A 21,560-nucleotide genomic window follows, 5' to 3' on the forward strand; every position below is an offset into this window, starting at 1 on the left:
GATTAGCTCTTTTTTCTATTCCAAAACCAATTACTTATTATAATACCTGTTAATCCGCCGCACGTATCCAGTAATGAATCTTGCCACATCGGTGTACGATCGCCCGTAAACCATTGATGAATTTCATCAAACGTTGCATATCCCGCAACGAAAAGGAGCGCGTACATGAAACATCGTTTTCTCGAACAACCCGATCGATGAAATGCATAATACGTCAATGAACCGAGCATAAAGAACACCATAAAATGAGCACCTTTACGAAGGAAAAACTCAATAAATCCGCCTACACCTTTATTTGCAATACTAACAGGTGTACCACCACCGTAATCGATAGATACCCATGAAAAATGCTCTTTCACAAACTCCACATTTACATATTGTTCAATATCCGAACGCATATCCTGCTTTTTATATGGTTGTGCCGAGGAATAGAAAATCAGCCCCATCCATAGTAAAACAGGAATCCAAAATAACCATTTACGATTCATTCTTCCGAAACCCCTCTCTTATTCTTTTAAGAGTACCAAAAAAAAGAATAAATTTCACGCCAAAACATGACATTTGCATCCTATTTATATAGTGAAAGGGGGTGATAAACATGGCAGTCGAAACAATCGTAATGGATTTAACTTTACGTCTCGTCTTAAACAATGGATTAGATAAGAATGGAAAAACAGTTTTTAAGAACAAACAATTTAAGCGCGTAAAAACAAACGCAAACTTAGAGAAAGTACAAACCGTAGCTCGTGCTCTAGCTTCTCTACAAGCATCACCACTTCACGCTGTACAACTTGTTAGCACATCAGATCTTTCTAGCCTTTAAGGTGGCAATGTAATCAGTGGGGATGTCCCCACTGATTACAAGATAAATAAAAAGGAGGAAACAACGTATGCAAGTACTAGAATTAATTTTCGCGAAAGAAGATGGAAAAACAGTTGTCTTTTCTATCGAGAAGCCGATCACACCTATTGATGCACAAGTCGTAAATCAAGTAATGGATACAATCCTTGCCTCATCTGTATTTTCATCAATTAATGAAAATACCCGAAAAAAAGGAGCTCGTCTCGTAGAAAGGACTGTATCTGAAGTTCCTATTACCTTATAGACAAAAAGACGAATCTGCATCATTTTGCAGATTCGTCTTTTTTCTTCGGCATTTCAATTGGAATAAAGATTTTTGAAAAACCGACGCATACATATTTATAGTGTTCTCCGCCGATATCAAATTCCGTCTTATATGTTGAGAAGAATATATAATCATCTCGCTTCGTATAATGATCGATTAATAATCCAACTTGCGGCTCAACATATTTTTTCGCCAACTTCTTACCAGCCGATGCTAAATCACCAAGGAGACCCTCTTCATTTTCCTTTTGCACTTCGTCTAGCTTCTTACTTACATCGTTACGTTTCATAAACTGCTTCGCTGCCCAATCCGTATATTCACCTTTACTTGGATTACTATTTGCTAAATATACTAGAAGAACAACAACTAGAGCCATAATAATATACCTTTTCTTCATACTATCTCACCGCCTACTCTTTTCTATTTTCATATATATGTACAAGCGATGCAAATTAGAAAGACTAACATCTATTGATTGTAAACGAATAGCCAAAATTTACAATATGAAATAAAAGATTAACAATTAATTTACTTAATTCGTATATAATTATATTGAGAATTATTATCATTTATAAAGGAGGAATTAAATTTATGAATGACGAAAATGCTATTATTATTTCTAATTCTACAATGATGTTAGAGCCTTACAAGCATCCTTCTTATTGCACAAAAATGATCGACAGTAGTGGGAACCATCTTTACTCCTGTCAAACCGCTCTCCAGCTCATAAAGAAATCTTGTCTAACCAATGTACACACTACTTATCAAGGCAGACGTAAAGCAGTTCAAACAAACTTTCATTTCAAACAAAATGTCCCGATTCCAATTAATCATAGAGAATATATTTGTGCTTTCCCAACAGAGTCTCCTTCTTCTCCAAACTGTATATGGCTATTTTATAATCATATAGATGACATAGAATTTTTCAAACAGAGTAAAAAAGCTACCATTCATTTTTCAAATGGCACAACTACAACTATACATATCAGTCCCCATAAGTTAAAACAACAATTATTAAAAGCTGGATATGTATTATCACGTATGAACATGCAAGATTCACTACAATTTAAAAACCTCTTATTACATTTACTACCTTAACAAAATAAGTAGAATGGAAAGCAATATCACTTGCCTTCCATTCTTATGATACTATTTATCCTCTTAAGCTATTTCGCATTTTCTCAAGCGCCTGCCGATATATCCACCTCACTTGATAATAGGTCATCTCTGTCTCTAAAGCGATTTCCCCCATCGTTTTCCCTACAAAAAAACGTTCAAAAATAATATACTTCTCCTTCTCATCTAATACACTCATAAAATCCTTCACTTTCATTTCAATATCTTCAAAATGAAAGATATCTTCATACCCTCCTACACATACACACTTTTCTTGCACTGTGAATTCTTTTTTCAACCTCTCTAATATATAACCACGCACCGTTACAACTGCATATGCAGGAAAACTCCCTTTCTCCGCATCAAATTTTTCATACGCATGCCAAAGACCGATTAACCCACATTGATAATACTCTTCATAATCTTGATAGATCCCTAACTTCTTTATTTGATTTACGATCATTCCCTCATACAACACAACTGCCTCTTTAAAAGTCGCTGGCTTCACACAGTACCCGTTTCTAAAAGGTATACCTTTCTAATATTCCGCGGTACCTTCACAATATAAAAATAAAGAAAGGATTTCACTGTGGGTAATTTTAAATAGTATCGCTGAAATTTGAAATTACACTAGGTTGTATTTGAAATTTCAACGGCGATATTTGAAGTATGGTTAAAAATAAAAAAGGTGACTCTTGGAAGAGCCACCTTTTTTATTTTTATTTCCTTATTGGAACATACCTTGTAAAGCTCCCATTCCAAGAGTTAAGACAAAGAAAACAATCGTAATAATTGTCGCCTGTTTTTTAGTTAAGCCTGCTGTAATTTGAAGACCTAGCCATGTAACTACATATCCCCAAATTGTAAACACTTCAAATTTACTTACAATACCTTTTACAACACCACTACTCGAGGCGAAAATTGGTCCTAGGCCAGTGTACATTTCTTGACCCGACCCACCTAAAATATAAGCTAAAATTATATTTATTAATACACCAATTAAGGAAATAACACTTGAATATACAGTAATCGCCAATAATTTTTTATAAGAAGTATCATTGCTCATAAATACCATTAATACTTTATACACTACAGCACTTAGTAAGAAACTAAATCCCATACCAAGAGCACCAACACCGAATCCCATACCATATGTCATTCCAGCTGAAACAGTAACACCTAGTTCCTTATTAAGCTTAATAGCTTCAGGTGTTAGAGAATATACATAAGCAGCAAATCCCCCAACAAGTCCACCTAACAAAACAAGTAACCAAAAAGCCCCCCAAACTGCATTACTCGTCTTCATTCTCTCAAACTGTTCACCTGGAGAAGTAATCATTCCAAATAATGATGGCTTCTTTCCACCTGCATCTTGCGTATTAATATTTGCTTCCATTATAACGCCTCCTTCTATGTATATAACCCGTTCTAACGGGCGGTTCACTTCCTCACATAGAGGCTACGAACCGCCCACTAGAACGGTAGTGTGTAGTTCTACTACACTAGTAATTACTCATAACGTAATGCTTCAATTGGATCTAATTTCGCAGCTTTATTTGCTGGAATTAATCCAAAAATAATACCGAGTGTCATCGAGAATAATACGCCGCCAACGACAACTTCCCATGAAACAAGAGGTGGCCATTTTGCGAATGTGGAAACGATATATGCTCCGCCATATCCAAGACCAATTCCGATTAAGCCGCCTAGAAGTGTTAACATAACTGCTTCAATTAAAAACTGTAATAAAATTTTACTACGCGTTGCCCCAAGTGCTTTACGTATCCCAATTTCACGCGTACGCTCCGTTACAGATACGAGCATAATGTTCATAACGCCAATACCACCAACGACTAATGAAATACCCGCGATACCACCGATAATCATCGTCATAATATTAGTTACTTTAGAAACATTTTCTTGGAATTCTTTTAAGTTCACCAGTTCATATTTACCTGGAATTTCACTTGGCTTACGACTATTTAATACATCAACAGCCTGTTTCCCAGCTGCTTCTAAATCGTCTACATTTTTAGCTTGAATTGCGATGTTTTGAATCTCATCTGTTCCGTATAAAACAGGCCATAACGTAAGAGGGATTAGCGCTTCTTCCATTTCAAATCCCATAAACTCATTATCAGATGTATACACACCGACAATTTGCATTGGCTGCCCCTTCATCTCAATAATTTGTCCAACTGGGTTTACGTCCTTAAATAACGTTTCTTCTGTTTTTGTGCTAATCATCACAACGTTATTTGCATGAGTAATATCTGATTCACTTAAAGTACGTCCCTTTACAACCTTTACTTTATTAACTGCAAAATATTCATTATCAAGACCAATAACATTCAGATTTGCCTTTTTATCATTTACATCAAGCACCTCTGAATTCCGGTTTGTCGTAATAACGTGTGAAACATCTTTCACTTGTTTTACTTCCAAAATATCCTCTTCCGTTAACTTTGGCATTTCAAATCCACCCATAGCAAACTCATCATTAATATCTGGTTGAAATTGAATTGGCATAAGATTATTACCACCAGAACCTGCGAATTTCGACTTCAGCATTGCTTCCCCGCCTTGCCCAATCGCAACGACAGTAATAATGGAACCAACACCGATAATAATACCGAGCATCGTAAGAGCTGAACGCAGTTTATGAGCTAAAATAGAAGAGAGGGCAATTTTTATACTATCTAGTAAACTCATACCGCACACCTTCTATCTTCTGTAATTTTCCCGTCTCGCAGTACAATGCGGCGGGAAGAATACGCTGCTACTTCCTCTTCATGCGTAACCATAACAATCGTTGTACCTTCTGCATTAAGCTTCGTGAAAATATCCATAACTTGCTCACCAGACTTCGTATCAAGCGCACCAGTCGGCTCATCGGCCATAATGAACGTTGGATTATTTGCAATCGCTCTTGCAATTGCTACACGCTGCTTCTGTCCACCTGACAATTCGTTCGGTAAATGATGCACGCGATCTGCTAATCCAACTTTACTTAACGCCTCTAAAGCACGCTGGCGACGTTCTGCTTTCTTTATGCCACCATATACGAGCGGAAGCTCAACATTTTCGACTGCTGAAAGACGCGGCAGCAAATTAAAGTGCTGAAACACAAAACCGATATATTCATTACGAATTAAAGCAAGCTTTGACTCGTCTGCTGTTAAGATATTCACATCATTCAACATATATTCGCCTTCTGTTGGACGATCTAAACAGCCGATAATATTCATAAGCGTTGACTTACCAGAACCAGACGGTCCCATAATCGAAACGAACTCCCCGCCTTGAATTGTTAAACTAATACCATGCAAAATCGGCACTGCCAATTTTCCTTGATAATACGTTTTAGCAATATTATTTAACGTAATCATTTCTCTTTCACTTCCATTCCGTCATACACATCGTCGGAAGGATTTTTAACCACCTTTTGCCCCACTGTTACGCCTTCAGTAATCTCTGTCCAGTCTCCATCAGTAGAACCTTTTTTCACATTTTGTTTACGAAGCTTTCCTTTATCCTCAACATAAACAAATGCATCATCATCTTTTTCTACAATACTCTTAGTCGGAACAGCAACCATCTTCTTATTCTCTAAATTTACTTGCAGAGAAACGTGATAACCTGGAGATAAACCATCTTGACTATCAAGACTTGCTTTATATGTATATTGAGACATATTTTGAGTCGCTTCACCCATACCGCCAGCTTGCGCCATCTCTGCACTTGTTGGGAATTCACTTACTTCTGTAATCTTACCTGTCCACTTCTTCTTATTATTTGCTTTCGCAGTTACAGTAAATGTTTGATCCTTTTGAATTTGTGACTTTTGAAGCTCTGTTAACGTACCTTGAATTTGGAATGGATCTTTAGAAGCCACTTGTAAAAATGCTTTCCCTTGACCACCTAACGTTTGAGATGAACTTTGTGCTGCATCTTTATCTAACTTTTGAACAACGCCAGCAAAGTTACTATAAATCGTAAGCTCTTTCTGCTTTTTACTTAACTCTTCTTTCTGCAACTTCCCTTTCTCTTTCTCAAGATCCGTTGTCTTTTGCGCTATCTCCAGCTCACTTACTTGCTCTTCCATCGGATCTGTTACTTCTTTCCCAGCTCCGCTATCTTTCGCTTTCTTAATTTCTTTCTTCAGCGAATCAATTTTCTTCTTCTCTTGATCATAACGCATATCTGCCATCTTCTGATCCAGCTCAGCTTGCTTCATTTGAAGATTAATCTCTTCATTATCATAAGAGAATAACTTCGCACCTTTCTCTACCTCTTGCCCTTCTTTTACCTCAATATCTTTCACTTTTCCTTTGGCTGGATCCGCATAAAAACTTTCAATATTCCCAGGCTTCACCTGACCAGAAATTAACTTCGTATTATTCAGCTTACGCTCCGTTACCTTCTCGAAACTTACAGCATCAGCAGATGTTGATGCCCCCTTCTTCTTCCCTTGCATTACAAAAATATTAACTGCTGCTACAATAACAATTAGTGCAATAACCCCGATAATAATCCATTTCTTCTTCTTGTTTGGAGTACGAACCGTATTTGGTACCATATTCTCTCTCCTTTTTATAACTTAATAGTTTAATATAAAATTGTATAAAACTTTCTGAAAATGAATTACATATTATTACATTCTTTTTACAAAGTTTTACACATCCATTTATATTGTAACAAAAATTCCAATGATTAGAAATATGACATTATGTCTTTTAAGATAGATTTAAGGAAAGATTATCTTAATATAAGAAAAGCTATCCAAAATAATAATTGGATAGCTTTTCAAACAAAATATTACGCTGCTTTAGGCGCTTTGCTTTCATGTCCACGTTGAACGATGAACAAGAAGATTGTTGACAAAATGGCACCTGTTAATAGTAAGATGAAGCAACCATCCCAGCCAGAACGATCAACAATAACACCAATTGCTGCGTTTGCTACAAGACTTCCGCCTACGTAACCGAACAGACCACACATACCAACTGTCGTACCTACTGCAAATTTCGGTACTAATTCCATCGCACTTAAACCGATTAAGAATTGTGGTACATAAATTAAACAACCGATAATAGAAACTGCAATACTTACAACAAGTATGCTAGTTGCTTGCCAATATACAAACGTACCAATAACAACTCCGACCATACTAATGATACATAATGGCATACGTTTTCCTTTAAATAATTTATCACTTAAAAGACCAACGATTAATGAACTTGGAATTGCCATACCTTCAAAGATTGCGTACGCCGCATGTGCTTCATTTTTTGAGAAACCTTTAACTGTCGTTAAATAAAGTGGAACCCAGTTAATAACGCCGAAACGAATTAAATAAACGAATGCATTTGCAATACATAAGAACCATACAAATTTATTTTTCACTACATACTTCATTAAAATTTCTTTTGGTGACATCTTGTTAGCATGATCTGCTTTTTCAAGATTTTCATAGTCATTACGATACTCATCAATTGGAGGAAGACCTTCTGATTCCGGTGTATCCTTCGCATTAATCCAAACAAGAACTGCAATTACCATTGCGATAATCGCTGGGAAAATAAACACGCCGCCTTGCCAATGATTTTCACCAAAAATACCTACACCAATTCCGACAAGTGGTGGCACAAGCATTCCACCAACGTTATGTGAAATATTCCAAAGACCTGTTTTCGTACCACGTTCTTTCTTCGAGAACCATTTCGTCATAACGATACTACAAGGAGGTGCACCCATACCTTGTACAATACCATTCACAACAAGTAATGTAACAATCATCCCAAATGAAGATGCAAAACCGAAGCAAATATTTACAAGCCCTGATAAGAATAAACCGACTGCGATAAAGCGCTGGGCGAAAGCTTTATCTGATAAATTCCCCATAAAGAACTTACTAAATCCATAAACAATTGCCATTACTGAACCTAGTAGACCAATTTGAGCTGTACTAAAACCATATTCTTGTACTAAATACGTACTTGATAACGTAAAGTTACTACGAACTAAATAATAAGCAGCATATCCAACTGAAATTCCGATTAACACACGAATACGTAGTAATCGATATACACGGTCGATCATATCCGCAGGCAATCTTTCAATTGCAGGTGCTGGCTTGAGCCATTTAAACATATTCTTTCGTCTCCTTTTCTCACTTCTGAGAGAGACGTTGTCTATTCCATATCTCGATTATTCCACTATTTGATATATGTTGGTTCGTTCTTCTAACCGGCTGTCCTTCTATTTCTTTCTCGTTCTTCGCAAACATCGTTGGCACGCCAAACGAAACCTTTTCTAAAATGTGACCCGCTTCTTCTGATAAACAATAATCAATAAATAAATCCGCAATAATACCATTCGGTGCACGCTTTAGTTTCGAAATCGCATTAACAGATAGCCCTGTTTGCTCAGGTACGATACTTACAACTGGAAAACCTTGTTTTTGAAGCATTCTCTGATCTCCCATGAAATTGATGCCTATCATATACTCACCACTCGCAACAAGCTCTACTGGCATGTAACCATTCACCGTTACTTCACCAACTTGCCCTGCAAAGTTCTTAACATATTCTTTCGCTTTCTCTTCACCCACAGTATCAATAAGTGATTGAAAAAACGTATAGGCTGTTCCTGAAACATTTGGATCTGGCATAACAATCTTTCCCTTATATACTGGATTTAATAAATCTTGCCACCTTGATGGATAAGGAAGTCCGAGCGGGGCTAATTCTTCGTTCCACCGCTCTTTATTGATCGCAATTGCCAGCTTCTCTACTTCATAACCGTACCAATAACCATCTTTATCTTTCACAGTTTTTGAAATACGGTTCGCATGCTGACTCGTAACAGGAATAGATAGTTTTTTTTGCTTCATCATTTGATGCGCGTCTACCGTACCGCCAATAATAATATCCGCTTTCGGATTTCCAGCTTCCTCTTCTACCCTCCGAAGAAGCTCTTCTGTCGAAAGACGAATAAACTCATACGTACAGCCGCGTGGTTTACAAAATGATGAAAGCAACGCTTCTCCAACTTCCTCGCGAGCCGCTACATACGCAACAAGATGACGATCATCCAAAATAGGGAGACCACTTTTATTATATTTAATAGAGGTTGTATCTCGAGAGCAACTAGACATCGCTCCTCCAATTACTAGCAAAAAGAAGAAAAAGGCTATCTTTCTCATGACACATTCTCCTTTACAAATACATTTGCGAGGGAGCTTTTCATATACATGACATTCCCATTATTATCACCGAGATATTGCACAACAAAATACGATGGATACACAGAAATAGTAAGAATGTCTTCACGCTCATTCTTTATACGCTTACCAGTTTTATAAGCGGTAACATAAGCGATCGGTTCATTCTGTGATTGTAATAACTTCTGAATTTCTCCGTAATCTGTAATTTGCTTTGCATACCGAATCGAATCAAGTATGTGCGTAACATTCACCGCACGTTCTACATCACCTTGACGTACTATGACATCCTGTGCTGACGCAAAAAAATCATGAATACGTTCTGGTGTGTAATACAGGCTTAACAAATACGTTTGCAATGCTGAAATCATTGGATCCGCACCATTCTTTCCGTACATATCAGCCCCGTACTGGAACAAGTCACCTACTGCAAAAGTACGTTTCTGTCCATTCAAGTACGTTACTTCTCCAGTAAATACTTGTTCTTGATTCTTAGCTTCACTCGGATTGATTTGAATTCGGTCAAAGAATGAAACAATCGTATGCAAACGAACTTCATCCGTTATAACAATTTCTCCCCACTTTTCATGCCTAACCTTCATTTCAGTAGGCAGGGATTCATTCACTCTTTGTAAAACAGCTTGTTTGTCATTCACAATTGTGATCCGATTATATATTTGCTTCTCCATCACATAAAACAAAATAAGAGAAACAATGATACAAAAGACAAACATAAGAATTTGAAATGATAGCCTTTTCATTTCTGCCTACCTCCAAGATAAAAAAACGTTGTTTCGAAAATATCGCATAATTGTTTCATAAATGTATCATTTAACCGCTTTCAAGTTTTTTATGTCTTCCATCCGTCTCGGAAGTAAGAATGTAATAAATATGGTAGTACCAACCTCTTCACTACTCTCAATTCGCATACTTCCGCCCTGCTTATTCATAATCTCCTGACAAATATACAAACCATACCCGTTCCCGTAACTAGAAGAAAGTACCTTCCCTTCTGGCGATTCATTCCACTCTGCCAGTACACCTTCATCTATACCAATGCCATCATCATGAACAAACACTTTCGCCTCACGCTCATTTACAATGACATTCATACGAATTTGCGTAGCATCGCTATATTTTATCGCATTATCAAGCACATTTAAGAAAATCTGTTTCGTCTTATCGAAATCGGCAACAACATATACATCTGTTAACTCATTGATAACTTCAATCTCAAACTTCTGCAGACGAGGTTTCACGATTGAAACTGCTTCTTCGGCTAACTCCTTTATATTCACAACTGTAGGTGATATTTCAAACGTACTCGTCCCGTACTTTGAAGACTTAAGTAATTCCTCTACAAGTGACAATAAACGCTCACTTTCTACAGCTACATAACGCAAGCTCTCCTGTACATCTTCCTTCACCTTTAACTTCGGAATTAAATCCACATAGCCAATAATCGCCGTTAGCGGTGTTTTCAGCTCATGCGTAATGCGGTCTAAGAAATCTTTCTGCTTCTCTTTCTCCTCTTTCAATTGCTTAATATGCAGTTCAATTCCATCGGCCATCGCATTAAAAGATGCGGAAAGCTGAGCAATTTCCACATATTCATTTAGCTCAATCTTACTTTTATAATCACCATTCGCAAGCCGGTGCGCCATTTGTCTTAACTGATCAATCGGCTTATGAAGAGACTTCGCCAAACGAATTGCAAAGAAAATACCTGCAGCTACAAGACAAAGAGACGTCATTAAGAACGTCCAGCCGACATTTGTTAAAACTTCCTTCTCACCAGTTAACTCATTTATAAAACGAACACTTCCAATGACATCGTTTCCATAATAAACCGGGCTTGAAAACAAAAGAATTGGAGCCGGGTCTCCCTCTTCAAACACATAAGATTTCTTCCCCTTCAAGGAACTCTCAATATCAATATTCCGATGAAGAAGCGCTCCCTTTTGCGTATCCGCCACAACATCTCCATTCTTCCCAATCATCTGTACACGGACATCCATGCGCTTCGCTAAATACGAAGCAATTAAAAGTGAATTCGGACCGAGCGTCTCGACCTCTGCTTCCTTCTCTAAATAATTCATCGTATAAATTTGTGCTTCTACACTTAACTTTTCTAAAGAATTTGCCGCATTATGATACATATTCTTCTCTAACGTAATATAAACAACTGCGTACAAAAGAACGAATATCGGGATTAACAGTCCAACGATTCCAAACACCATATTTCTTTTTAAAGACATACCATCACCACTTAACAATCCAGTTTATAGCCAACGCCATAAATTGTCTTAATATATTCCCCGCTACTCCCTAACTTCTTCCGCAGTCTTTGCACCATAATATCAACCGCTCTCGTATTTCCGATATACTCAAATCCCCATACTTTCTCAAGTAACTCATCTCTCATAAATACACGCTGCGGATTTGAAACAAACAACTGACATAAATTAAACTCTCTATATGTTAACTGAATCTCTTGTCCACTCACATGCACTTTTCTTTCCTTAGGACAAATCGTTATCTCTCCCGCCCCAATTACTTCATGGCTTACCGTTACCTCTTTCTTCTTCACGCGTCGCGTCATATTCTTGACCCGAAGAATAAGCTCCGCATAATTAAACGGCTTCGTCACATAATCATCTGCACCAAGCTGCAAGCCAAGCAATTTATCATTCATCTGACTCTTCGCAGTTAACATGAGCACTGGAATATCCCGATCCTTCTCCCGGAACAAACGAAGTAACTCATACCCATCTGTATCCGGAAGCATAACATCCAAAATCAAAACATCCGGCCCTTCCTTCCATCTCTCTAAAGCTTCTCTCCCGTCAGCCGCCGTAAGCACTTCATACCCTTCCATCTCAAGCTGCATCCGAATCAAATTACGAATACTCGACTCATCATCCACTACAAGTATTTTCATTGTTCTCCTCCTTCCATCCTGTATTATAGTACAGTTTAGTATAGCAAAAATCTTATAAAAAAAGAGAGGGTATTGTCGAACATATGTTGAACGACAATACCCTCTCCTTCACTTATTAGTCTTACTTATCATACCCATTAGGTTTCTTCTGATGCCAATTCCAAGCATGCTCAATGATTGTCTTCACATTTACATACTGAGGATCCCAACCTAACTTCTCTTTCGCTTTCTGAGAAGAAGCAACTAAACGTGCTGGATCTCCCGCACGACGCGGCGCTACTTCAGCAGGAATTTCATGATTTGTAACTTCACGAACTGCATCAACGATTTCTTTTACACTGAAACCATTACCATTTCCTAAGTTATAGAAATCACTCTCTCCGCCGTTCTGCAAGTCTTTAAGACCTAAGAAATGAGCTGCCACTAAATCTTCAACATGAATATAATCACGGATACAAGTACCATCTGGTGTATGATAGTCATCACCAAACATCATAATCTTCTCACGTTGACCTAACGCCACTTGCAATACAAGAGAAATTAAATGCGTCTCTGGACGGTGATCTTCCCCAATAATACCATTTGGAGTTGCACCAGCCACGTTAAAGTATCTGAAAATCTTATAACGTAAATTAGAAGCTTGGCTATACCAATGAAGCATCTTCTCGATTGCTAACTTCGTCTCTCCATACGTATTCGTTGGATTTGTCATCGTTTCCTCAGTAATAAGGTCTACATCTACCTCACCATACGTCGCCGCAGTAGAAGAGAAAATAAACTTATCTACCTTAAACTCATCCATTACCTCTAATAAGCAAAGTGCATAACCGCCTCAATATTTTCTTTTGTAAACACATCTCTTAAAAATGTTTTATCACGAAGGTCGCCATTATAAAACTTAGCACCTTCCGTAATTGCATCCTCATGACCCGTTTGTAAGTTATCTACTACTACTACAGATAAACCTTCGTCTACTAACCTTTTCACAGCGTGAGAACCGATATAGCCGGCTCCGCCGCAAATTAGGGTTGAACTCATTGTCTTCCTCCTACTATAATTCACTCTCTTATTATAAAAGGTATACGATTGCTCGTATACCTTTTGTGTACCTTTATTACTTAGCAACGAAATAATCCGTTACATATTGTGCCCAAACTTCGTGGCCTTTAGCACTTGGGAACCCGAATTCCGTCTAAAGAATTTGAGTCATTACTTATTACTTAGTCACTTCAAGATGCGCTCTTAGTTTATTCGTTAAATCTTGTTTTGCTGCATCCGGAACATAGTAGTACCAAATACCATCAGCGGCCTTGTGACCGTCACCCGGGATTTGGATATCCTCACTATTTTTTAAGCAATCTTTATAATTCTTTTGCATATCAAACATTTGATCTTGCGTTAAGTTTGTCTTCACATTCTTTTGAATTGCTGTTAACACATCTCCATAACTTGTTAAAGAAGAGAAGCTTGCGCCTTTTTTGATAACACCTTGCATTACTTGACGTTGGCGCATCTGACGACCAAAATCACCACGTGGATCTTGTTTACGCATACGTGTATATGCTAAAGCTTCATTACCAGTTAAATGAATAGTTCCTTTCGCAAAATGATGTCCATCCTGCGTAAATTCTAAATCATTATTTACATCTACCCCACCGACTGCATCAACGATATCTTTAAAGCCTTCCATGTTCACTTCAATATAATAATTAATAGGAACATTCAAGAATTTCTCCACTGTCGCTACAGACATATCTACTCCGCCGAATGCATAAGCATGATTGATTTTATCGCTTTTACCTTTTCCAACAATTTCTGTATAAGTATCACGCGGAATACTTACTGTTTTCATAGAGTTATTTTTAGGATTTAATGTAATTACCATTAAAGAATCTGAACGCCCTTTATCATCACCGCGCTCATCTGCTCCTAGTAATAAAATTGACACTGGTTCACTATTACTAATCTTTTCTCCAACTTTATTGTTGTTTTGATCACGTTTTAAAGGTTGATGAACTTCCTTTAATGTATTAGATACAGAAGAATATACATTATAGGCATAAATTCCTCCACCTATGATTAGTACTCCAAGAATACCGAGTACCCAAAATAAAATTTTCTTTTTCATACCTTTACCCTCTTTATCAAAATTTAAAAATAATATATCTATTTTTATACTCCCCACTATATTACATTATTCTCGATTAAAAATAAAAGATAAATTAAAAGTCTTTGTTATAAAATCATGCCTTAGAGCAAAAGTAGAGTCCATCTAATATGATGGACTCTACTTTTGCTCTAAGGCATATTATCATATAAAATAATAAGATTCATTCTTCTTATTTTTAATTATTTTTTCAGTTTGGCCATCCTCTCGCATTAAGATGGATTTCTTCTATTATTATAGAAATTACTTGTTCCACGTATAGTTTAAAAATAACTTAACATTCAGATATTTTTACGGATGAACCCTTATGCATAGCACCTTTAACCCTTCACTACTTTTCTCTGATATACCAAATATCTTTTGAAATATCTTTGCAATTAACAGCTACATGGTCATCACTCCAAACAAAATTACCCGCTTTAAAAATTGCGATCATCCTTGGATTATTTTGATATAAAAACATATCGCCATCTTTAAACTTTCCATTCTCATAATCATGTAAAACCTCGTATAGCTTCACATTTATCATCTCTTTTCTCTATTTTGATAAACTCATTTTATATTTCTTTCACTAAAAAGTTGTGTTTTTCTTATGAAATTGCTGTGAACTTGTATAATCTTTCAAAAGTTCCGTCCCCTATACACTTAACAATTTAATGTATATATTCCCTACCTTTACTTTATTCTTTCATCACGCTATAAATACCTTCAAATTCATATGAATTCCCTGTCCATTATCCCAAAATTCCCTCTGACTTATTTAATTAAAACTCTTGTTAGCACTCTAAAGTATTCCTATAACTAAACTTCTTTGCTAAATAAATCACATATTACTACACAAATAAAATAGGTGGATACAAGGCTGTAAACATAGCCTTGTATCCACCTATCTGTATAAAAAAACATTTTACGTTTACTATTCTTTTTTCTCTCCAAGAGCGAACGTTATTTCTGTCTCACAAGCAATTTCACCATCTACAGTAGCAATTGCCTTTCCTTTTCCGATTGCTCCACGTACACGCGTCATCTCAACTTCTAAACGAAGTTGGTCACCTGGACGGACTTGTCGTTTAAAACGGCAATTATCGATACCGGCGAAGAATGCTAAACGACCACGATTCTCTTCTTTCTTCAACATAGCAACAGCACCAACCTGTGCTAAAGCCTCTACAATTAAAACGCCCGGCATTACAGGATAATCTGGAAAATGTCCGTTAAAAAATTCTTCATTAGCTGTAACATTCTTTATCCCAATAGCACGCTTTCCTTCTTCTACTTCTAAAACTTTATCCACTAGTAGAAATGGATAGCGATGAGGAATTATTTCTTTAATTTGTTGAATATCTAGCATACACTTCTCTCCTTAAACAAGATTGGTCATACCACCTGAAGTTATACTATCATTATCCCATTTTAAATCTCATTTGTCATTATAAAAAAGGGGTTCAAAATTACTCCCCAAAATAAAAAAATGTATACACTCTTTTCAATATGTATTATCACTGACACGGAGGTTGAAAAGAGTGTATACCCAAGTTAGGGAAAGGCGAATTATATTAAATATTATTAGCCTTTAATGTCGTATTCATAAATCATTATATAGGAGAAAATCTTGAAAGAAAAACCTAATATTACACCTTTTTTGTTTTTTTTCAGGATAATTATTAGCATTTTCTCTTTTTATCTCCCATTTTCTTTAAATTATTATATTTTAACATTAAAATAAAAATACCAAAAATATATTATCTTATCTTTATCACTTATATATATTTTTTTCATTTATTAAAATGTTTTTCACAAAATCAATCTAATATTAATATTTCTCTTACTCTTCAATTTCATTATAAAAAATTGCCATTCAATTAAATTTCAATATCTTCTATTAAGAATGATTCCACCTCTTTCTGATAACTTTCATGTATAATAATACAGTAATAATACTACTAGATTTTTTAACTGGTAAAAGAAAGAGGCAATGAAATGACTGAACGTTTAAAAGTAATGACAATTTTCGGGACACGTCCAGAAGCAATTAAAATGGCACCTCTTGTATTAGAGTTGCAAAAGCATTCAGACAAAATTGAATCGATTGTGACTGTAACGGCGCAACATCGTCAAATGTTAGACCAAGTATTAAGTATCTTTGGAATTACGCCAGATTTCGATTTGAATATTATGAAGGACCGCCAAACTTTAATTGATATTACAACGCGTGGCTTAGAAGGTTTGGATAAAGTAATGAAAGAAGCAAAGCCGGATATTGTACTTGTACATGGTGATACAACGACAACATTTATTGCAAGTTTAGCTGCTTTCTATAATCAAATTCCAGTAGGTCATGTCGAAGCAGGACTTCGTACATGGGATAAGTATTCTCCATACCCAGAAGAGATGAACCGCCAATTAACAGGCGTAATAGCAGATCTTCATTTCTCACCTACCGCAAAATCAGCAACGAACTTACAGAAAGAAAATAAAGATGAGTCACGCATTTTCATAACAGGAAATACAGCGATTGACGCACTAAAAACGACTGTAAAAGAAACATATAGTCATCCTGTATTAGAGAAAATTGGAAATAATCGCCTTGTACTTATGACAGCTCACCGTCGTGAAAACTTAGGAGAGCCAATGCGTAACATGTTCCGTGCAATTAAACGTCTTGTTGATAAGCATGAAGACGTACAAGTTGTATATCCTGTTCATATGAACCCTGTTGTTCGTGAAACTGCAAATGATATTTTAGGCGATCATGGCCGCATTCATTTAATTGAGCCGCTAGATGTAATTGATTTCCATAATGTTGCAGCTCGTTCATACTTAATGTTAACTGATTCTGGTGGAGTACAAGAGGAAGCACCATCACTCGGTGTACCGGTTCTTGTTCTTCGTGATACAACAGAGCGCCCAGAAGGTATTGAAGCGGGTACATTAAAATTAGCAGGAACAGACGAAGAGACAATCTTTAGTCTTGCTGATGAATTGTTATCAGATAAAGAAGCTCATGATAAGATGTCGAAAGCATCTAACCCATACGGTGATGGCCGTGCATCAGAGCGAATTGTAGAAGCAATTTTACAACACTTCAATAAGTAAATAAAAAAGAGCCAAATCATATGCGATTTGTATTTTTTCATCAGCTGTAAATTTAGCCATAGAAAAACTGCACCTCCAATTGTTAGACTGTGTCTAACAATTGGGGTGCAGTTCAATTTGGCTCTTTTTGTTATTAATCATTTCTTTACAATTGATATAGATTGAATTTCTTTATGCGTCTGATCCGAACGGGCTGCAATATAGTAACTATTTGTCTCATAAAAATAGTTATTTTCTTCATTATTACTCATGCTTTCTTTCCCTAATAATTCATGAAGTTTCGCAACAGACAGCGAAATATCTTGAAGTGTAATATCTACTACCTTATCTTGTAAAATACCAAATCGGATACTTCCATCTTTAACAATTGTTTTTCCCGCTACCTTCTGTAATTGTTTTAATGCATTTGGATATGTTGTGTGTAATTCCTTTTCTGTCTTGCCTAGATAAGAAGGCGCCTCCTCAATTTGCGTTCCATACACACGTTTTAGTAATGAAAGTAACTCAGCTAATTTTGAATCCTCTATCATATTCTGCTTAGACGCAAAAGGTACGACATATTGTGTACTCAGCCATCCAGTTTCTCCACTTGGTAATTTTATTTGGATCCACTCAGTACTTACAGTAGCTGCTTTAGGATCAAATGCAGTAAAAATATCCCCAAAGTTTGCAACAGCTATGCGTTCACCATTTATACTTGCTTCTTTACGAATACTAATTTCATTACTAGTTATTATATATTTCTCCTCTTTTTCAGCTTGCTTCTCTTCAGTTACATTCTTACTTGCAACCACTTTTTCTATATCTTTATTTTCCTTACTAGATGGCATTAAATCATTATAATAAATCCCTGCTGTAATGATTCCCGCTATTGTGGCTAAACACATCCCTGCAATTATCTTACTTTTATTTTTCACTTTATGGCGGCTCGATTTAAATTTACGACGAGGCTTGTGAATTTTTGTAAACTGTTCTTGTAATAAGCCATGCTGAAATTGTGACATTTGTTCTTCACGGAGCTGTTTTCTCTCTTCTGCAGTCATTTGATTATATTGCTTTAAAAAGTCACTATAATGATCGACTACTTCCTTGACATTTCCGTATTCTCTCAACTGCCCATAATGAATCCAAATCGCTTTTGTACAGAAACTTTGCACTTGGGAAATGGAGTGACTAATAAAGAAAATCGTCTTACCACGTTCTTTAAACTCATTCATTTTATCCAAGCACTTTTGCGTAAACGTTTGATCGCCTACAGAAAGTGCTTCATCAATTACTAAAATATCAGGATCAATATGAATTGAAATTGCAAAGCCTAGTCTCGATTTCATTCCGCTTGAATAGGTTTTGACAGGCTGATATATAAACTTACCAATATCTGCAAATTCAATAACTTGAGGAATAATTCTCTTGATCTTTTCTTTACTAAGCCCCATCATCAAGCCTTTTAATTCAATATTTTCAAGACCTGTTAATTGGCCGTTTAATCCTGAAGAAATTGCAATTAACGCTGCAGTGCCCTTAATATCAACTGTCCCTTTATTTGGCATTGTTACACCAGCAATTAGATTAGATAGTGTACTTTTTCCTGAGCCATTTAAACCGACAATTCCAACAATCTCGCCTTCTGGTACTTCAAATGATACATTATTTAGGGCATAATGATACTCACCATCTCCACTCCTAAAAAATAGATCTTTTAATTTGTCAGAAGGCTTGTTGTACATCTTATATTTTTTTGTTACATGTTCTAACTTCACTTTATAATTCATTGGATTATTCACCTTTTATAAGTAATCAACAAACTGCCTACGGAATCGGACATGAAGCATGGATCCAAAAACAAATAATAATATTAAAATCCCCCAGAAATATAATGTATACCATGAAAAAACTACAGACATATTATTATAAATTAAAGCACCTCGGTATATTTCTAATAAATAGTATAGAGGATTAATCTTAACTATAAACAAAAATAAATCTGACATATTCTCTTTTGGTTCCCAAAAGATTGGAGTTAAAAAGAATAACATTCTTGTAACAGATTGAATTAACAATTGAATATCTCGAAGCATTGTTGATAATGTTGATGTCACAAAAGATAATCCGATTAAAAATAATACAGAAGACATCAAACTATATATCAAACCTAAAATACTTATAGTACTCCATCCTATATTTAAAAGAATAATTATAAGTACAAACACCACTAAGATTAAATGTGTATATAACTGAGAAACGATTACATATGTCGGAATAATACTCAATGGAAAATTCATTTTAGATACTGTACTTAAACGACCATGTATTGCATTTGCTCCTTTTGTTATCCCAGAACTAATGAAGAACCATGGTACTATTCCAGAAATCATCCAAATAAAGTAAGGAACGCCATTGATTGGCGCCCCCCCTCTAATTCCTAACCCAAAAACTAACCAATATACGCCAATTTGTGTAAAAGGATTTAAAAAAATCCATAGTACACCTAATAAATTGCCTGCATACGCTTGTTTTAACTGATATAAAGATAGCCTCCGAATTAAGTATACATTATCAAATTGTTCTTGAATAACAGTCTTTAACGACTTCATACTGTCATCACTTTTTCAGATAACGCCTCATACAAGTTCCCAAAGTTAATAATTTTCATTTCATCAGTTGAAACAGCTTGTACACAATTACGTGTATCAAGAACAACCGGTTTCGCCATATTTGATGCTAATGCTTCATAATTCATTGTTTTAAATTCATCATGATCCGTTAATACTAGAATTAAATGTGCATCCTTAACAGCTTCTTCTGCAGAATGTAATTCAAAGAAATCAGATTCTACATGTGGATCATGTGCTGAAACTGTAATTCCTTCATTTCGGATTAAATCAATTACATCCATCGCTGGACTTTCACGCATATCATCTACGTTCCCTTTATATGTCACACCAAATGCCGCTACCTTTGGATTTTCAACACCTTCCAGTAGTTCTTTTACTTTTTCAGTCACATAATGTGGCATAGAAACGTTCGTTTCACGAGAAAGTTTAATAATATTTGCTAATTCAGGTGCTTTAGCAACGATAAAGTATGGATCAACTGCTAAACAATGTCCCCCTACACCCGGACCTGGGTAATGTAAGTTCACACGTGGATGCTTGTTAGCCATTTCAATTACATCTAATACATTAATGTCTAATGAATTACAAACTTTTGTTAACTCGTTTGCAAGCGCAATATTTACATCACGGAATGTATTTTCCATAAGCTTTGACATTTCTGCTGTTTTTGCATTTGTTTTAATGATTTCACCTTTTACAAATACACCATATACACGAGCTCCAGCTTCTGCACAAGCAGGAGTAACACCACCAACAATACGGTTATTATGTACTAATTCGTGTAAAATTTGCCCTGGAAGAACTCGCTCTGGACAATGAACAAGATAAATATCCTCTCCAACTTTAAATCCAGCTTCTTCCACTAACGGTTTTACATAGTCATCCATGCTACGTGGCGCAATCGTAGACTCAACAATAATTACATTACCTTTTTTTACAAATGGTAATACTTTTTTCGTAGCTGTTAAAACATATGTTAAATCACAAGATTTATGCTCGTCATCATTATTTGGTGTTGGAACAGAAATAATAAACGCATCTGCTTCTTCTGGTGTTAAAGATGCACGGAATTTTCCATTTGCAACTACTTCTTTTACAACTTCTCCGAGACCTGGTTCTTCAATATGAATTTCACCCTTATTTAGTTTGTCCACTACTTTTGGGTGAATATCTACACCTACTACCTCTGTACCATATTGTGCAAACATTGCTGATGTCGGTAATCCAATATAACCTAAACCCATTGTGCAAATTTTCATTTTTTCCTCTCCTC

At 36.0% G+C, this 21,560-nt stretch carries 22 protein-coding genes and 1 pseudogene; 4 read left to right on the top strand and 19 right to left on the bottom strand.

The window, feature by feature from the left end; translation table 11 throughout:
• Positions 1-2: 2 nt before the first annotated feature.
• Positions 3-488 carry a VanZ family protein gene (locus MR147_RS13525; RefSeq protein ID WP_074606565.1) on the bottom strand — a complete coding sequence of 162 codons (486 nt, stop codon included), beginning with the start codon at positions 486-488 and terminating at the stop codon, positions 3-5.
• Between the two features lie 110 nt (positions 489-598).
• Between MR147_RS13525 and MR147_RS13530 the strand changes: the two genes are divergently transcribed.
• Together MR147_RS13530 and MR147_RS13535 are read left to right on the top strand one after the other, a co-directional pair.
• Positions 599-823 (top strand): DUF1659 domain-containing protein, encoded by a 225-nt coding sequence (locus tag MR147_RS13530; RefSeq protein ID WP_000257702.1) that lies wholly within the window; start codon positions 599-601, stop codon positions 821-823.
• A 67-nt stretch (positions 824-890) separates the two neighbouring features.
• Entirely contained in the window at positions 891-1,106 is a 216-nt protein-coding gene (locus tag MR147_RS13535) for a DUF2922 domain-containing protein (protein ID WP_001197597.1), read from the top strand.
• A 19-nt stretch (positions 1,107-1,125) separates the two neighbouring features.
• Here MR147_RS13535 and MR147_RS13540 read toward each other — a convergent pair whose 3' ends face one another.
• A complete protein-coding gene (locus MR147_RS13540) occupies positions 1,126-1,524 on the bottom strand; it encodes a DUF4359 domain-containing protein (RefSeq protein ID WP_000747726.1) in 399 nt (132 codons plus the stop codon).
• Positions 1,525-1,718: 194 nt separating this feature from the next.
• Between MR147_RS13540 and MR147_RS13545 the strand changes: the two genes are divergently transcribed.
• Positions 1,719-2,225: a competence protein ComK gene (locus MR147_RS13545; protein ID WP_074606563.1), complete on the top strand. Its 507-nt coding sequence runs from the start codon at positions 1,719-1,721 to the stop codon at positions 2,223-2,225.
• A gap of 55 nt (positions 2,226-2,280) precedes the next feature.
• Here MR147_RS13545 and MR147_RS13550 read toward each other — a convergent pair whose 3' ends face one another.
• The 14 genes and pseudogenes from MR147_RS13550 to fabZ all read right to left on the bottom strand — a co-directional run bounded on the left by MR147_RS13550 (position 2,281) and on the right by fabZ (position 15,927).
• Positions 2,281-2,751: a sigma-70 family RNA polymerase sigma factor gene (locus MR147_RS13550; protein ID WP_074606561.1), complete on the bottom strand. Its 471-nt coding sequence runs from the start codon at positions 2,749-2,751 to the stop codon at positions 2,281-2,283.
• 219 nt (positions 2,752-2,970) lie between these two features.
• Complete coding sequence (yknW, locus tag MR147_RS13555; protein WP_074606559.1) at positions 2,971-3,639, bottom strand: YknW family membrane protein; 669 nt, start codon at positions 3,637-3,639, stop codon at positions 2,971-2,973.
• Positions 3,640-3,752: 113 nt separating this feature from the next.
• A complete protein-coding gene (locus MR147_RS13560; RefSeq protein WP_000054372.1) occupies positions 3,753-4,955 on the bottom strand; it encodes an ABC transporter permease in 1,203 nt (400 codons plus the stop codon).
• On the bottom strand, positions 4,952-5,632 hold the full coding sequence (locus MR147_RS13565) for an ABC transporter ATP-binding protein (RefSeq protein WP_074606557.1): 681 nt from the start codon (positions 5,630-5,632) through the stop codon (positions 4,952-4,954). Before MR147_RS13565 ends, MR147_RS13560 begins: the two co-directional genes overlap by 4 nt.
• The gene (locus MR147_RS13570) at positions 5,629-6,822 is read right to left on the bottom strand and encodes an efflux RND transporter periplasmic adaptor subunit (RefSeq protein WP_074606555.1); all 1,194 of its coding nucleotides are present in this window, start codon (positions 6,820-6,822) and stop codon (positions 5,629-5,631) included. Before MR147_RS13570 ends, MR147_RS13565 begins: the two co-directional genes overlap by 4 nt.
• A gap of 239 nt (positions 6,823-7,061) precedes the next feature.
• On the bottom strand, positions 7,062-8,396 hold the full coding sequence (pgtP, locus tag MR147_RS13575; protein ID WP_000477605.1) for an MFS transporter: 1,335 nt from the start codon (positions 8,394-8,396) through the stop codon (positions 7,062-7,064).
• Between the two features lie 19 nt (positions 8,397-8,415).
• Entirely contained in the window at positions 8,416-9,450 is a 1,035-nt protein-coding gene (locus MR147_RS13580) for an ABC transporter substrate-binding protein (RefSeq protein WP_074606553.1), read from the bottom strand.
• A complete protein-coding gene (locus tag MR147_RS13585; RefSeq protein ID WP_074606551.1) occupies positions 9,447-10,229 on the bottom strand; it encodes a DUF3919 family protein in 783 nt (260 codons plus the stop codon). Before MR147_RS13585 ends, MR147_RS13580 begins: the two co-directional genes overlap by 4 nt.
• A 66-nt stretch (positions 10,230-10,295) precedes the next feature.
• On the bottom strand, positions 10,296-11,726 hold the full coding sequence (locus MR147_RS13590) for a HAMP domain-containing sensor histidine kinase (protein WP_074606549.1): 1,431 nt from the start codon (positions 11,724-11,726) through the stop codon (positions 10,296-10,298).
• An 11-nt stretch (positions 11,727-11,737) separates the two neighbouring features.
• Complete coding sequence (locus tag MR147_RS13595; protein ID WP_074541150.1) at positions 11,738-12,409, bottom strand: response regulator transcription factor; 672 nt, start codon at positions 12,407-12,409, stop codon at positions 11,738-11,740.
• A 121-nt stretch (positions 12,410-12,530) separates the two neighbouring features.
• Positions 12,531-13,447 (bottom strand): annotated as a pseudogene (gene galE, locus MR147_RS13600) (UDP-glucose 4-epimerase GalE).
• Positions 13,448-13,625: 178 nt separating this feature from the next.
• Positions 13,626-14,537, bottom strand: coding sequence for a polyisoprenyl-teichoic acid--peptidoglycan teichoic acid transferase TagU (tagU, locus tag MR147_RS13605; RefSeq protein WP_074606547.1), 912 nt, complete (start codon positions 14,535-14,537; stop codon positions 13,626-13,628).
• Positions 14,538-14,907: 370 nt separating this feature from the next.
• Positions 14,908-15,105: a hypothetical protein gene (locus tag MR147_RS13610; protein WP_061129269.1), complete on the bottom strand. Its 198-nt coding sequence runs from the start codon at positions 15,103-15,105 to the stop codon at positions 14,908-14,910.
• Between the two features lie 387 nt (positions 15,106-15,492).
• Positions 15,493-15,927, bottom strand: a complete 435-nt coding sequence (gene fabZ / locus MR147_RS13615) for a 3-hydroxyacyl-ACP dehydratase FabZ (protein ID WP_000884319.1) — start codon at positions 15,925-15,927, stop codon at positions 15,493-15,495.
• Positions 15,928-16,556: 629 nt separating this feature from the next.
• On the opposite strand from fabZ, the gene wecB reads away from it, so the two are divergent.
• A complete protein-coding gene (gene wecB / locus MR147_RS13620) occupies positions 16,557-17,672 on the top strand; it encodes a non-hydrolyzing UDP-N-acetylglucosamine 2-epimerase (RefSeq protein WP_074606545.1) in 1,116 nt (371 codons plus the stop codon).
• Between the two features lie 137 nt (positions 17,673-17,809).
• Here wecB and tagH read toward each other — a convergent pair whose 3' ends face one another.
• Genes tagH through MR147_RS13635 form a run of 3 tightly spaced genes read right to left on the bottom strand, consistent with a single transcriptional unit; the run spans position 17,810 to position 21,546 of the window.
• Positions 17,810-19,444, bottom strand: a complete 1,635-nt coding sequence (gene tagH / locus MR147_RS13625; RefSeq protein WP_074606543.1) for a teichoic acids export ABC transporter ATP-binding subunit TagH — start codon at positions 19,442-19,444, stop codon at positions 17,810-17,812.
• A gap of 15 nt (positions 19,445-19,459) precedes the next feature.
• Positions 19,460-20,266, bottom strand: a complete 807-nt coding sequence (locus tag MR147_RS13630; RefSeq protein WP_048557359.1) for an ABC transporter permease — start codon at positions 20,264-20,266, stop codon at positions 19,460-19,462.
• Positions 20,263-21,546 carry a nucleotide sugar dehydrogenase gene (locus MR147_RS13635; RefSeq protein ID WP_061686773.1) on the bottom strand — a complete coding sequence of 428 codons (1,284 nt, stop codon included), beginning with the start codon at positions 21,544-21,546 and terminating at the stop codon, positions 20,263-20,265. Before MR147_RS13635 ends, MR147_RS13630 begins: the two co-directional genes overlap by 4 nt.
• Positions 21,547-21,560 lie beyond the last annotated feature (14 nt).

This window comes from Bacillus cereus group sp. BfR-BA-01350, from assembly GCF_022663775.1.
GTDB classification, from domain to species: domain Bacteria; phylum Bacillota; class Bacilli; order Bacillales; family Bacillaceae_G; genus Bacillus_A; species Bacillus_A paranthracis.

Excerpts from the sequence above, each read along its gene's own strand:
- MR147_RS13545 (WP_074606563.1), top strand. The coding sequence starts at position 1,719 with ATGAATGACGAAAATGCTATTATTATTTCTAATTCTACAATGATGTTA.
- MR147_RS13580 (WP_074606553.1), bottom strand. The coding sequence starts at position 9,450 with ATGAGAAAGATAGCCTTTTTCTTCTTTTTGCTAGTAATTGGAGGAGCG.
- tagH (WP_074606543.1), bottom strand. The coding sequence starts at position 19,444 with ATGAATTATAAAGTGAAGTTAGAACATGTAACAAAAAAATATAAGATG.
- MR147_RS13535 (WP_001197597.1), top strand. The coding sequence starts at position 891 with ATGCAAGTACTAGAATTAATTTTCGCGAAAGAAGATGGAAAAACAGTT.
- MR147_RS13635 (WP_061686773.1), bottom strand. The coding sequence starts at position 21,546 with ATGAAAATTTGCACAATGGGTTTAGGTTATATTGGATTACCGACATCA.
- MR147_RS13585 (WP_074606551.1), bottom strand. The coding sequence starts at position 10,229 with ATGAAAAGGCTATCATTTCAAATTCTTATGTTTGTCTTTTGTATCATT.
- MR147_RS13570 (WP_074606555.1), bottom strand. The coding sequence starts at position 6,822 with ATGGTACCAAATACGGTTCGTACTCCAAACAAGAAGAAGAAATGGATT.
- MR147_RS13565 (WP_074606557.1), bottom strand. The coding sequence starts at position 5,632 with ATGATTACGTTAAATAATATTGCTAAAACGTATTATCAAGGAAAATTG.
- yknW (WP_074606559.1), bottom strand. The coding sequence starts at position 3,639 with ATGGAAGCAAATATTAATACGCAAGATGCAGGTGGAAAGAAGCCATCA.
- pgtP (WP_000477605.1), bottom strand. The coding sequence starts at position 8,396 with ATGTTTAAATGGCTCAAGCCAGCACCTGCAATTGAAAGATTGCCTGCG.
- MR147_RS13530 (WP_000257702.1), top strand. The coding sequence starts at position 599 with ATGGCAGTCGAAACAATCGTAATGGATTTAACTTTACGTCTCGTCTTA.
- MR147_RS13630 (WP_048557359.1), bottom strand. The coding sequence starts at position 20,266 with ATGAAGTCGTTAAAGACTGTTATTCAAGAACAATTTGATAATGTATAC.
- MR147_RS13595 (WP_074541150.1), bottom strand. The coding sequence starts at position 12,409 with ATGAAAATACTTGTAGTGGATGATGAGTCGAGTATTCGTAATTTGATT.
- MR147_RS13590 (WP_074606549.1), bottom strand. The coding sequence starts at position 11,726 with ATGTCTTTAAAAAGAAATATGGTGTTTGGAATCGTTGGACTGTTAATC.
- MR147_RS13610 (WP_061129269.1), bottom strand. The coding sequence starts at position 15,105 with ATGATAAATGTGAAGCTATACGAGGTTTTACATGATTATGAGAATGGA.
- MR147_RS13525 (WP_074606565.1), bottom strand. The coding sequence starts at position 488 with ATGAATCGTAAATGGTTATTTTGGATTCCTGTTTTACTATGGATGGGG.
- tagU (WP_074606547.1), bottom strand. The coding sequence starts at position 14,537 with ATGAAAAAGAAAATTTTATTTTGGGTACTCGGTATTCTTGGAGTACTA.
- MR147_RS13540 (WP_000747726.1), bottom strand. The coding sequence starts at position 1,524 with ATGAAGAAAAGGTATATTATTATGGCTCTAGTTGTTGTTCTTCTAGTA.
- wecB (WP_074606545.1), top strand. The coding sequence starts at position 16,557 with ATGACTGAACGTTTAAAAGTAATGACAATTTTCGGGACACGTCCAGAA.
- fabZ (WP_000884319.1), bottom strand. The coding sequence starts at position 15,927 with ATGCTAGATATTCAACAAATTAAAGAAATAATTCCTCATCGCTATCCA.
- MR147_RS13560 (WP_000054372.1), bottom strand. The coding sequence starts at position 4,955 with ATGAGTTTACTAGATAGTATAAAAATTGCCCTCTCTTCTATTTTAGCT.